Raw genomic sequence first — 13,143 nt, 5'->3', positions numbered from 1 at the left:
TTGGTCCGTAAGGGTGAAATAATACAGCAGGTGATGCGATTTTTTAAACAGGTTATTACTCTTGTCTTTTGCTGGATCTCTTTTGCAAATGTTTACGGACAAGACTTTGTGCAACGTAAAGGGCACCAGTTCTATTTGAAAGGTCAACCTTACTATTATACAGGTGCCAATTATTGGTATGGAGGATTGTTGGCATTACCAGCAGCAGACCATAATGGAATTGAAAGACTTCGTATAGAATTAGATTTTTTAAGGTCAAAAGGCATCACAAACGTAAGAGTAATGGCTGGCGCTGAAGGTAGTGGACAAATAAGCGGGGTTCCAAGGGTAAATCCTCCTTTACAAGCCTCAAAAGGAAAGTTTGATGCCAGTGTATTAAAAGGGTTGGATATATTATTAGTTGAGTTGGATAAGCGAAACATGAAAGCCGTTTTATTCCTGAGTAATAATTGGGAGTGGACGGGAGGCTTTTTGCAATACCTGAACTGGAATGGTCTATTACAAGACTCTGTATTAAGAAGAAAGTTAAGCTGGGATGAACAACGTGATTATGTAAGTCGTTTTTATACGTGCCCACCATGCAAAGAAGATTATTTAAAACAGGTGCGCTATATATTGGATCATGTAAATAGTGTCAACGGCAGAAAATATATGAATGAACCAGCTATTATGGCCTGGGAACTGGCTAATGAGCCAAGGCCTATGAGGTCCGCATCAAATGATGCATACCAGGCATGGGTTTCTTCTGTTGCAGCATTTATTAAATCAAAGGATAAAAACCATTTAATTACTACGGGTCATGAAGGAGAAGTTGGAACAGAAAGCATGCAACTTTTTGAATCAGTTCATGCTGATTCAAATATTGACTACCTGACCATTCATATTTGGCCAAAGAACTGGGGTTGGTTTAAAGAGGCTTCTATGGAAGCTGATTTTTCAATGGTGATCAGCAAGACAAAAGATTATATCACCAGGCATATGGCTGTTGCACAAAAGCTGCAAAAGCCGTTGGTTGTTGAAGAATTTGGTTTACCACGTGATGGTCACTCCTTTGATGTTAATAGTAAAACTGTTTTAAGGGATCAATACTATAACACGATATTCTCCTATTTAAAAAATAGTGCAGATACAGGGGGAGTAATAGGTGGAGTTAATTTTTGGGCTTTTGCTGGCATTGCCAGGCCCGTTAAAGGCCACGTATTCTGGAAAAAGGGCGATGATTTTATGGGTGATCCACCTATGGAGGAACAAGGTTTGAATTCAGTATTTGACAGGGACAGTACAACCTGGAATCTTATTTATCATTATACAAGTGAGTTGATGCATCCACAGAATAAAATAAATATTACTGCGGATACCAGGGCCACAAAGGAAACCAGGAACCTGTATGCTAACCTGAAAAAATTATTAGTAAGTGGTATTTTATTTGGACACCAGGACGATCTGGCCTATGGTGTTGGATGGAAATATATTGATGGCAAAAGTGATATTAAAGAAGTTACCAATGATTATCCGGCTGTATATGGTTGGGAACTTGGTAATATTGAACACGAGCTGCCTTATAATCTTGACAGTGTTCCTTTTGATAAAATTCGGAAATATATCAGGCAGGGATATGACAGAGGAGGCGTCATTACGCTTAGCTGGCATGCAGACAATCCTGTCAACGGCGAATCAGCCTGGGATACAACACATGGAGCTGTTCAATCTATTTTACCGGGAGGCAACAGACATGAGTTGTATCAAAGCTGGCTTGATAAGATAGCTGATTTTATGCTCTCTTTAAAGGGCAAAAATGGAGAATTAATACCTGTTTTGTTCAGGCCTTTTCATGAATTGACAGGTAACTGGTTTTGGTGGTGCCGGAATACCTGCACACCGGTTGAGTATAAACTGCTTTGGCGATTTACAATTGATTACCTGCGTAATACCAGGAAAGTAAATAACCTGATATATGTATATAATACCGCAGATTTTGATTCCAGGGAAAGTTACCTTGAAAGATATCCTGGTGATGATGTGGTGGATATAATAAGCTTCGATGCATATCAATATGGAGATCCCCGGAATGATTCATCTTTTTTGAAAAATGTTGACAGGCGGTTAACTATTCTTGAAGAAATAGCCCGGGAAAAAAATAAGATACCAGCTCTTGCAGAAACGGGATATGAAGCCATTCCTTATGCAGAATGGTGGACAAACACACTTTGGAAAGCAATTGGTGATCACAAGATATCCTATGTGCTTGCATGGCGAAATCATGGTTTGCAACCAGGAGGTCATATGCATTATTATGCACCATTCAGGGGGCAGGTCTCTGCAAAAGATTTCCAGGAATTTTTCAAGCTGAAACGCACATTATTCCAGTCAGATATAACAAAACAAAACCTCTATAAATAAGGAGTTTATGAAAATGGGATCAAAAACAATTTACCTGAACTCTATTACACTTTTGGTACTCTGCATGGTAAATCTTGCATGCAAAAAAAGTAAAGGTGTATTTACAGATCCTGCGCCCATACAACAGCCGCCGGTAGTTATAGTACCTGAAGCACCGCCTACTCTATCAGCTGTAAAGGATATGCTTGTTGATAAGAATAGTAGTGACGAAACTGCAGCACTGTTCTACAACCTGAAAAAGATATCTAAATCAAATATTCTTTTTGGGCACCAGGATGATACCAAAAGAGGTTATGGATGGGCCAATGAACAACAGTATCCTGGAGTTTCCAGGGAAAGGTCTGATGTAAAGGAAGTGACAGGGGCTTATCCTGCTGTCTATGGCCATGATTTTCTGCACATAGCCAATTTTGCTGATGGTGCCTGGTATGATTATGAAAAACAGGTAGCACATGATCTAACTGTAGATGCATACAACAGGGGAGGAATCAATACCTATGCCTGGCATTATGCAAATCCTGTATCTAAGGGAGGTTTCTATTGGAATGATTCACCAGTAGAGGCTGTTAGCCAGATCATTCCGGGAGGAAGTTATAATGCTACATATAAAAACTCTTTAAAAGAAGTGGCAGATTTTGCCAAAGGATTGATTGGAGCTGATGGGAAGTTAATACCTGTAATTTTCCGTCCCTTCCATGAATTTGATGGAGATTGGTTCTGGTGGGGAGCATCGCATTGTACCCCGGATCAGTATAAGGCGTTATACCAGTTTACGGTTACTTATTTGCGTGATAGCCTTGGTGTACATAATTTTCTATATGCATGGTCGCCTGATAAAAACTTTACCACCGAAGGACAATACCTGCAGCGATATCCTGGTGATGCATATGTGGATGTGGTAGGCACAGATAATTATGGTGATGTTACTAGTGGATCAGACCTATCCATAGCTGCCCAAAAATTAAAGTTGGTTTCCGATTATGCCATTGCAAAGAAAAAAGTAGCAGCCTTAACTGAAACAGGTTTACAAAACCTTTCCATGACCAACTGGTATACACAAAAGCTACTGAAGATCCTTCAGTATCAAAATATTGATCTGGCATATGTACTTGTGTGGGCTAATACAACTAATGCTTTTTGGACACCGTATCCAGGGCATGCTGCAGTTGGTGACTTCCAGCAATTTAAATCCAACCCCTACATAATATTTAATGATAAACTACCAAATGTTTACAAAATCCAATAGTGGCTTGCACTATACATGAACTAATAGAAGTACTAAATGAAACTACAACTGATAGATATAGCCATAATTGTTTCCTACCTGGTGTTGATGGTTATGATAGGCTGGTTTTTGAGAAAGAAGGCAAGACAAAACCAGGAAAGCTATTTATTGGGAGGTAAACAACTGCCTTGGTATCTCCTGGGATTAAGCGATGCCTCAGACATGTTTGATATCAGTGGCACTATGTGGATGGTATCTCTCTGTTTTGTTTATGGCATGAAAAGCATTTGGATACCATGGTTGTGGCCTGTTTTCAACCAGGTGTTTAATATGATGTTCCTTGCAAAATGGCTCAGACGTTCCAATGCCAATACGGGGGCAGAATGGTTGGCTACGCGTTTTGGAATTAAAGGTAAAGGAGTTCAAGGTTCCTATAAGATCGTTGTGGCTTTCGCACTGATTGGATGCCTGGGTTTCCTGGCTTATGGTTTTGTTGGGTTAGGAAAGTTCATAGAGATATTTGTACCGTGGAACCTGGTGCAACCTTATGTGCCTTTTCATGTAGCTCCTGAATATGTTGCCCATTTTTATGGGATCATCTTCACGCTTTTTGCCATGTTCTATTCTATCCTAGGAGGCATGCACAGTATTGTTTTGGGTGACCTGATCAAATACCTGATCATGACCGTTGGTTGCATCGCAATAGCCATTATAGCAGTTATCCATTTGCAAGGAAAGACTTTGAATGTACCACATGGCTGGGGTGATCCATTCTTTGGATGGAACCTGAAAATGGACTGGCGTGGTATCATCAACGATGCCAATAAAAAGATTGCGGATGATGGATATGGAATATTTGGATTGTTTTTTATGATGATGCTTTTTAAAGGTGTATTTGCATCCCTGGCAGGGCCTGCGCCTAACTATGACATGCAAAAGATTCTATCTACAAGATCGCCAAAGGAAGCTTCTAAAATGACAGGCTTTGTATCCATTGTTCTGTTACCTGTCAGGTATTCCATGGTAATTGGTTTAACAGTACTTGGCTTATTGTATTATCAGCAATTGAATGTATCAAATGGCACCGGTGGAGCTGACTTTGAAAAGGTGCTGCCTGCAACCATCAATAATTTTTTACCAGTAGGTATATTGGGCCTGGTGCTTACAGGTTTGTTAGGTGCATTCATGGGCACTTTTTCCGGTACACTTAACGCTGCGCAGGCATATATAGTTAATGATATATACCTGAAATATGTTAATCCCGGTGCTTCCAATAAACGGGTTATGACCATGAACTATATAACAGGTGTCATCGTTGTAAGTATTGGTGTAACGTTGGGGTTCTTTGCCAGGGATGTAAACAGCATATTGCAATGGATAGTTTCAGGCCTCTATGGTGGTTATATTGCCGCGAATGTATTGAAGTGGTATTGGTGGCGTTTCAATGCGAACGGATTTTATTATGGAATGCTCACTGGCATTGCCGGGGCATTGATCTTTTCCAGGTTCTTCTCGGGCGTAGAGTTTCTTTATTATTTCCCAGTACTTTTTCTGCTGTCTATAGCTGGATGCCTTGTAGGTACTTTTACTGCACCACCAACCGATACAGATGTATTAAAAAGATTCTACAGCACTGTCAGGCCATGGGGATTCTGGAAACCTATTCATGTACAGGTTATACAGGATGATCCCTCATTTGAACCCAACAAGCGTTTTAAACTGGATATGTTCAATGTTTTACTTGGCATGATCGCACAATTATGCCTGACGATATTTCCAATGTACCTGGTATTGTGGATGAAGCTTCCACTTTTAATAACTGTTCTTATCCTGGTTGTAGTCATTATAATATTAAAAAGAACATGGTGGAACAAACTGGAAAATTAACTATGAATTTGAAACAGCCTAAGGCTGAAAAAAATAAGCATATGAGTACACAATTTGAAAAGCGTTGGAAGGCACTTGAAAAAGCTCATGAAGAGTTGGTCCAAAGAAAAAACATACAGCAAGGGATAGGTAATGGTATATATGACCGGTATGAATACCCTATTCTCACCGCTCAGCACACGCCTTTATTTTGGAGATATGATCTAAATCCTTTGACTAATCCGCATTTGATGGAAAGGTTTGGTATTAATGCAGTATTTAATTCAGGGGCAATCAGGTTTGGAGGTAAGTATATCATTGTAGGCAGGGTAGAAGGTTGGGACAGGAAATCATTTTTTGCAGTTGCTGAAAGTGATAACGGGGTGGACAATTTCAGGTTTTGGGATTATCCTATCAATATGCCTGAGAACAAGGAGCCAGATGGTAATATCTATGATATGCGCCTGGTGCAGCACGAAGATGGATGGATCTATGGTATATTTTGTACTGAACGCAAGGACCCCGCAGCAGCTGAAGGGGATCAGTCTTCTGCCATTGCACAATGCGGCATAGCACGTACCAAAGACCTGAAACAATGGGAACGTTTGCCTGACCTGAAAACCCCATCCCCTCAGCAGCGTAACGTTGTGCTTCATCCTGAGTTCGTCAATGGGAAATATGCTTTTTATACCAGGCCACAGGATGGCTTTATTAACACTGGAAAAGGTGGGGGTGTAGGCTTTGGGGTTTGTGATACTATTGAAAATGCAGTTATAGACAAAGAGATCGTTATTGATCCCAAGAAATACCATACCGTATATGAGGCCAAGAATGGATTAGGACCTGCGCCCATCAAAACCAATAAGGGTTGGTTGCACCTTGCACATGGTGTACGCAATACAGCTGCTGGTTTGCGTTATGTACTGTATATGTTCATGACAGATCTGCATGATCTCACAATGATTACGCATAAGCCAGCAGGTTATTTTATGGCACCTGAAGGGGAAGAAAGAATAGGCGACGTATCAAATGTAGTGTTCAGTAATGGCTGGATCGCAGATGAAGATGGGAAAGTATTTATTTATTATGCTTCCTCCGATACCCGTCAGCATGTAGCCACCACAACAATAGAAAAATTGCTTGATTATGTAATGAATACACCTGAAGACGGATATTCTTCGGCATCATCAGTGCAGGTATTGAATGGTATTATTGAGTCGAATTTATCATCCGGAACTGTCTTGAATGGGCATTCCATTTCTCATGTAAATTCATAGAACATGTTTAAGGTCATTGGCAAATCAGGAACCTGATTATTTATGGAAAATATATTGATGGAATATAGCCGGGAAATGCAAGATCAGTTGGAAAGCATTCTTTCTTACTGGAAGCAAAATGCACCCGACATAACGAATGGAGGTTTCATTGGTAAGATAGACCATGATAATAAACCTTATCCTGAAGCTCCAAAAGGTTCTGTTCTTAATAGCCGCATTCTTTGGGCCTTTTCCGCGGCCTTCCAGGTTACACACAACAAGGAGCATCTGGATATTGCTAAAAGAGCCTACGATTACATTCAAACTTATTTCCTTGATAAAGAGTATGGAGGTATTTACTGGACCGTTGATTATAATGGCACACCACTGGATACAAAAATGCAGGTCTATGCGCTTGCCTTTGCAGTCTATGGTATGTCTGAATTGTATAAGATATGGCCAGATGAAGCACTGAAGCAAACAGCTATCGGTCTTTATCGGGATATTGTAAACCATAGCTATGATAGTAAATATGGAGGGTATATTGAGGCCCTTTCCCGTGATTGGAAAGAATTAGGTGATTTAAGGCTCAGTGCAAAAGATGCCAATGAGAGAAAATCCATGAATACCCACCTCCATGTACTGGAAGCCTTTGCCAATTTGTACACCATATGGCCGGATGAGAAACTTAAACAACAAGTAGAGGAACTTATTCAATTATTTCTAGACCATATTATCTCTCCGGATACCCATCACCTGGTACTATTCTTCGATGACAGTTGGAACAAAAGGTCAGAAGTAATCTCTTACGGACATGATATTGAAGCTGCATGGCTGGTCCAGGAGGCTGCCGAACTGGTAGGCAATAAATCTTTACTTGAAGAAGTCAAATACCAAACAATTCTATTGACAGAAGCCGCCTGTGAAGGTTTGGATGATGATGGAGGTCTTTGGTATGAATACGATCCTGTTAATAATCACTGGATCCGTCAAAAACATTCATGGCCCCAGGCTGAAGCAATGGTAGGATTTCTGAATGCCTGGCAGATCTCAGGTGAGGATGTTTATCTGCAACACTCATTGAAAAGCTGGCAATTCGTTAAGGATCATATACTCGATAAAAAGGGGGGTGAATGGTACTGGGGTGTAGAGAAAGATTATGCTCCTATGACCCGGGAAGATAAGGTAGGCATTTGGAAATGTCCCTATCATAATAGCCGTGCGTGCATTGAAGTGATAAGGCGTATTGCATCTTTAAAATGAAATACGCCATAATTCATTGAGAAGTTTATGGCTCTCTATGGAAACACTCGGATCCGTTTCATACATCCTCTTGATAGTGCGTAACTTAAATGCGTTTTATGAACAATTCTGATTCAATACAAAAAAATAAAAGGGTCATGGCTAATAATGGTTTTCAGAAAGTAATGATGATTGGCACATTTTCATTATTGTCATTAAATCTCACGGTTAAGGCACAACTTAATCCTTCTATTGAAACAAAAATTGACAGGCTTTTAAAGCAAATGACACTGGAGGAGAAAGTAGGGCAGATGGCGCAGGTTTCCATAGAATCATTAGGGGGATCCAAAAATGGCGTGTTCAGCTTCTCGGATAAAATGGCGGACGCGGTAGTGAATTATAAGGTGGGATCTATTTTAAATACACCAGGGGTTCAATCTGTAGAGGATTGGAACCGTATGATAGCTGATATACAGGTACAGGCACAAAAAACAAGGTTGAAGATCCCGGTTCTTTATGGATTGGATAATGTCCATGGAGTTAACTATGTCAATGGCACTACCTTGTTTCCCCAGGAGATAGGACAGGCTGCAACCTGGAACAGGCAACTCGTTCATGAGGGTGCTGTTATTACCGCTTATGAGTCAAGAGCAGCTGGTGTGCCATGGACATTTTCTCCGGTTTTAGATCTTGGCACCAACCCCCAATGGCCACGAATATGGGAAGGTTATGGCGAAGACCCTTACCTTATTTCCGAAATGGGTGTACAGTTTGTCAAAGGCATCCAGGATCCTTTGGGCAGTAAGGAAAAATTAGCCGTGAGCCTGAAGCACTACATGGCTTATTCTGATCCTAAATCAGGAAAGGACCGTACAGATGCATGGATACCCGAGCAATACCTGCGCGAATATCATTTGCCCCCATTTGCCGCAGCTGTAAAAGCGGGTGCAAGAAATGTAATGGTAAATTCAGCATTGATCAATGGAATACCCACGCATGTCAACAAACATATTCTTACCGATATATTAAAAAATGAATTAGGCTTTACAGGTTTTATTGTTACTGATTGGCAGGACATAGAAAACGTTTACCGCCGCGACAGGATCACAAAAAACATCAAAGAAGCCATTATGCTTTCTATCAATGCGGGCATAGATATGTCAATGATCCCCTATGACTATAAAGGCTTTACACGTGACCTTATTGCCCTGGTTAAAGAAGGAAAAGTAAGCCAGTCAAGAATTGATGATGCTGTACGCCGTATATTAAGAGTTAAATATGAACTTGATCTCTTTAACACACCAGTGACTTACGTTAAGGATTATCCTAAATTCGGCAGCCTGGAATTCAGAAAAGCCGCCTATAATATGGCAGCCGAATCCATTACGCTATTAAAGAATAACAATAATACCTTGCCTCTACGCAAGGAAGCTAAACTCCTGGTAACCGGACCTAATGCCAACTCCATGCGCACTCTCAACGGAGGTTGGAGTTATACATGGCAGGGTGAAAGAACAGAAGAATATACTGGCAATTATAATACTATCCTTAAGGCAGTGCAGAAAGAATTTGGTCCTGCAAATGTTCAATACGTTGAAGGCGTGGTGTATAAAATGAAAGGCCAGTATTATGAAGATTCTGTGACCAATATTGATTCTGCTGTGCAGGCAGCAAGAAATGTGGATTATGTTTTGTTGTGCCTCGGTGAGAATAGCTATACAGAAACTCCAGGCAATCTTAATGACCTCAGTTTGTCAGATAACCAGCTGCTATTGGCAGAAGCGCTGTATAAAACCGGTAAGCCAGTGATACTCATTTTAAATGAAGGGCGCCCGCGCATTATCAGAAAGATAGAAACTGGGGCTGCCGCTGTGCTGGATATTTACCTTCCTTCTAATTTTGGTGGCGATGCCTTAGCTGATATCTTATCCGGGGATATAAACCCCAGTGGTAAATTACCTATAACTTACCCGAGGTATACGAATGACCTTGCAGGGTACATTCATAAGCCTTCAGAAGGTGCAGACAACCCCCAGGGTGGTAACACCAATCCTCAATACCCTTTTGGATTTGGTTTGTCGTACACCAATTTCACTTATAGCAACCTCTCTTTAAATAAAACAAGTTTTAAACCAGATGAAAAAGTAACAGTTTCGGTTACTATTACAAATTCCGGTAGCCGCGAAGGGAAGGAAACCGTGCAGGTTTATATTTCAGACCTTATTGCTTCATTTACACCGGATGTAAAAAGGTTGCGTGGATTTGAAAAGATTGACCTGGCACCCGGAGTTGCAAAAACCATACAGCTTCAAATCCCTATAAAAGACCTGGCTTTTGTAAACCCGCAAAATAAAAAAGTTGTAGAAGAGGGTGAATTCAAAGTCCAGGTGGGCAACCTCTCTGCAAACTTTGTGGTTACCAGTTCCAAAACTTTTTAATTCCTGCTTTTAAAAGGATATATTAACCATATCGCAATGAAATACTGTTGGATCTTTATACTCTTTATTGTAAATAGTACTTATGCGCAGAAATTTGAGGAACTGGCTTTAACACCTCCTATGGGATGGAATAGCTGGAATAAATTCGCCTGCAATGTGGATGAAGCAATGATAAGGCAAATGGCTGATGCTATGGTATCCTCGGGTATGAAGGATGCGGGTTACACCTATATCAATATTGATGATTGCTGGCACGGCACCCGTGACAGCCTTGGCTTCATACACCCTGATGTTAAACGCTTTCCTTCAGGCATGAAGGCACTGTCCGACTATGTACATTCTAAGGGGTTGAAATTGGGTATATATTCAGATGCAGGCTGGCAAACCTGCGGCGGCCGCCCTGGAAGCAGGGGCTATGAATACCAGGATGCACTCACCTATGCCAGCTGGGGAATAGATTATTTAAAATACGATTGGTGCAATACAGATGGACTGAAAGGTGAAGGTGCTTACAAAACTATGTCAGCTGCCATCCGGAAAGCTGGCAGGCCGGTAGTTTTGAGCATATGTGAATGGGGTACAGATAAACCTTGGTTGTGGGGTCCTTCTGTAGGTCATTTGTGGAGAACAACAGGTGACATATCCAACTGCTTTGATTGTTTGGAAGATCATGGGTCCTGGAAATCATTGGGAGCTATGCAGATCCTCGATATGCAGGATACCTTGCGTGCTTATGCTGGACCCGGCCACTGGAATGATCCTGATATGCTGGAGATAGGAAATGGTAAAATGACACCTGCAGAAGACAGGTCACACTTTTCCATGTGGGCTATGTTGTGCGCGCCTTTGATTGCTGGTAATGACCTGCGTACTATGTCGCGGGAAACCAGGAAAGTTTTGGCCAATAAGGAAGTGATAGCGGTGAACCAGGATCCGTTAGGTATCCAGGCACTCAAATATAATATGAAGGATAGTGTACAAACATGGATCAAGCCTTTGAAGAATGGTGATTGGTCTGTAGGGTTTTTAAACAGGAGTGTTTCACCTAAAATGGTAAATATCAATTGGGGGGAAATGGTAGTAACAGATACGGTGGCTAAAAGAACGCTCAATACCAATATTGCGACTTATTCATTGCGCGATTTGTGGTTGAAGAAGGACAGGGGTACCACTAAAGATCCTTTAAATGTCTCCATACCTGCTCACGATATCTTATTACTTCGCCTTCGCAAATAATGTGAGCCCCGGCATTAACAAAATAAAATTTCATGAACAGAATACTGCTTTTGTCAATTATCTTTTTGCAATTAAAAGCCAGTGCCAATGTAATATTGCCCGCAGTTATTGGCAGCAATATGGTGCTGCAGCAACAATCTTCCACTAAGTTCTGGGGTTGGGGCAATCCAGGTGAGAAGGTATTCATTTCTCCATCCTGGAATGCCCGCACAGATTCAACCATTACTGATGGCAATGGAAAATGGCAGTTGAATTTTGACACACCAATTGCAGGCGGTCCGTATACCATTACAATTAAAGGGGATAATACGATTATCCTGGATAATGTATTGATTGGAGAGGTTTGGGTTTGTTCCGGCCAGTCCAATATGGAATTCAATTATAACTGGGGACTGGAACACCAGGCACAGGATACTGCCACTACTGCAAACAACAATATCCGGTTCTTTAATATTCCCCGAACTACTGCTCTATATCCACAGGAAAAGGTGCGGGCAAATTGGGTAGTCTGCGACAGTAATACATGGAAGTCATTCAGTGCAGTAGGTTATTATTTTGGCAGGCATTTACAAAAACAGCTCAATGTTCCTATTGGGTTGATCAGCGCCTGTTGGAGTGGTACACCTGCGGAAGCATGGACACCCACACAAGTAATAAATGCTGATACAGTGCTAAAGCAGGCATCAACAAAACAAACCACATCTCCCTGGTGGCCTATATTACCTGGTCTTACATATAATGCCATGATTTCACCTGTAACGCCCTTCTCGATTGCAGGAGCCATCTGGTACCAGGGGGAAAGTAATACCGCTTCCCCCAACACTTACAGCGCCTTATTACAATCAATGATCACTTCATGGCGCGAACAGTGGCAGCATAACTTTCCATTCTACCTGGTGCAAATAGCACCCTATAAATATGGCAACCGGAATGTTGGTGCACTGCTAAGGGAACAACAATTAAAAGCAACGTCCTTGCAAAATACAGGCATGGTTGTAATAGACGACCTGGTAAAGGATGTAAATGATATTCATCCAAAGAATAAGTATGATGTAGGCATTCGGCTTGCCAATCTTGCATTAGATGCTACCTATCATAAAGACGTTAAAGGCAGGTTTCCTGTTTATAATTCCATGAAAGTAAAGAATGGGAAAGCCTATATCCTTTTTTCCAATTTATATACTGGCTTGAAGGTTAAAGGAAAGAAAGTAAATGAATTATTCATTGCCGGGACAGACGGCATCTTTTATCCGGCTGAATCGAAACTGGAGAATGATAAATTAGTTGTATGGAATAAAAAAGTAAAAGAGCCCGTATATGTTCGCTATGCATTTTCCAATTCTGCTATCGGAAACCTTTTTAGTAAAGAAGGATTGCCGGTAGTTCCTTTCCGCACAGATAATTTGCCTGTTGATACAGCCGCTGAATAATTGCAGTGCCTATATCTAAAAAAAACAGCCTCATGCGAGGCTGGTTTGTG

8 protein-coding genes are annotated in these 13,143 nt (G+C 41.1%); all 8 read left to right on the top strand.

All coding sequences use genetic code 11. The features are described 5' to 3' along the window. The first annotated feature begins 33 nt into the window (after window positions 1-33). Window positions 34-2,400 (top strand): glycosyl hydrolase, encoded by a 2,367-nt coding sequence (locus tag BUA53_RS21390; protein WP_072833596.1) that lies wholly within the window; start codon window positions 34-36, stop codon window positions 2,398-2,400. A gap of 7 nt (window positions 2,401-2,407) precedes the next feature. Next, on the top strand, window positions 2,408-3,646 hold the full coding sequence (locus BUA53_RS00605) for a glycoside hydrolase family 26 protein (RefSeq protein WP_217652901.1): 1,239 nt from the start codon (window positions 2,408-2,410) through the stop codon (window positions 3,644-3,646). Window positions 3,647-3,682: 36 nt separating this feature from the next. After that, window positions 3,683-5,512, top strand: coding sequence for a sodium:solute symporter family protein (locus BUA53_RS00600; protein WP_072833299.1), 1,830 nt, complete (start codon window positions 3,683-3,685; stop codon window positions 5,510-5,512). 41 nt (window positions 5,513-5,553) lie between these two features. Next, a complete protein-coding gene (locus BUA53_RS00595; protein ID WP_072833594.1) occupies window positions 5,554-6,768 on the top strand; it encodes a glycoside hydrolase family 130 protein in 1,215 nt (404 codons plus the stop codon). A 42-nt stretch (window positions 6,769-6,810) separates the two neighbouring features. Continuing rightward, entirely contained in the window at window positions 6,811-8,010 is a 1,200-nt protein-coding gene (locus BUA53_RS00590; RefSeq protein ID WP_072833298.1) for an AGE family epimerase/isomerase, read from the top strand. A gap of 98 nt (window positions 8,011-8,108) precedes the next feature. Then, window positions 8,109-10,427, top strand: a complete 2,319-nt coding sequence (locus tag BUA53_RS00585; RefSeq protein ID WP_217652900.1) for a glycoside hydrolase family 3 N-terminal domain-containing protein — start codon at window positions 8,109-8,111, stop codon at window positions 10,425-10,427. A 36-nt stretch (window positions 10,428-10,463) separates the two neighbouring features. Beyond that, on the top strand, window positions 10,464-11,663 hold the full coding sequence (locus BUA53_RS00580; protein WP_072833297.1) for a glycoside hydrolase family 27 protein: 1,200 nt from the start codon (window positions 10,464-10,466) through the stop codon (window positions 11,661-11,663). A 32-nt stretch (window positions 11,664-11,695) separates the two neighbouring features. After that, window positions 11,696-13,093: a sialate O-acetylesterase gene (locus BUA53_RS00575; RefSeq protein ID WP_072833296.1), complete on the top strand. Its 1,398-nt coding sequence runs from the start codon at window positions 11,696-11,698 to the stop codon at window positions 13,091-13,093. Window positions 13,094-13,143 lie beyond the last annotated feature (50 nt).

This window comes from Flavisolibacter ginsengisoli DSM 18119 (genome assembly GCF_900129295.1).
Classification (GTDB): Bacteria; Bacteroidota; Bacteroidia; order Chitinophagales; family Chitinophagaceae; genus Flavisolibacter; species Flavisolibacter ginsengisoli.
Note: the sequence above shows the minus strand (reverse complement) of the source record. Positions and strands in the feature narration are given on the sequence as shown.

Bases quoted from the DNA above. Each gene is read 5' to 3' on its own strand.
- BUA53_RS21390 (WP_072833596.1), top strand. From the start codon at position 34: ATGCGATTTTTTAAACAGGTTATTACTCTTGTCTTTTGCTGGATCTCT.
- BUA53_RS00605 (WP_217652901.1), top strand. From the start codon at position 2,408: ATGAAAATGGGATCAAAAACAATTTACCTGAACTCTATTACACTTTTG.
- BUA53_RS00600 (WP_072833299.1), top strand. From the start codon at position 3,683: ATGAAACTACAACTGATAGATATAGCCATAATTGTTTCCTACCTGGTG.
- BUA53_RS00595 (WP_072833594.1), top strand. From the start codon at position 5,554: ATGAGTACACAATTTGAAAAGCGTTGGAAGGCACTTGAAAAAGCTCAT.
- BUA53_RS00590 (WP_072833298.1), top strand. From the start codon at position 6,811: ATGGAAAATATATTGATGGAATATAGCCGGGAAATGCAAGATCAGTTG.
- BUA53_RS00585 (WP_217652900.1), top strand. From the start codon at position 8,109: ATGAACAATTCTGATTCAATACAAAAAAATAAAAGGGTCATGGCTAAT.
- BUA53_RS00580 (WP_072833297.1), top strand. From the start codon at position 10,464: ATGAAATACTGTTGGATCTTTATACTCTTTATTGTAAATAGTACTTAT.
- BUA53_RS00575 (WP_072833296.1), top strand. From the start codon at position 11,696: ATGAACAGAATACTGCTTTTGTCAATTATCTTTTTGCAATTAAAAGCC.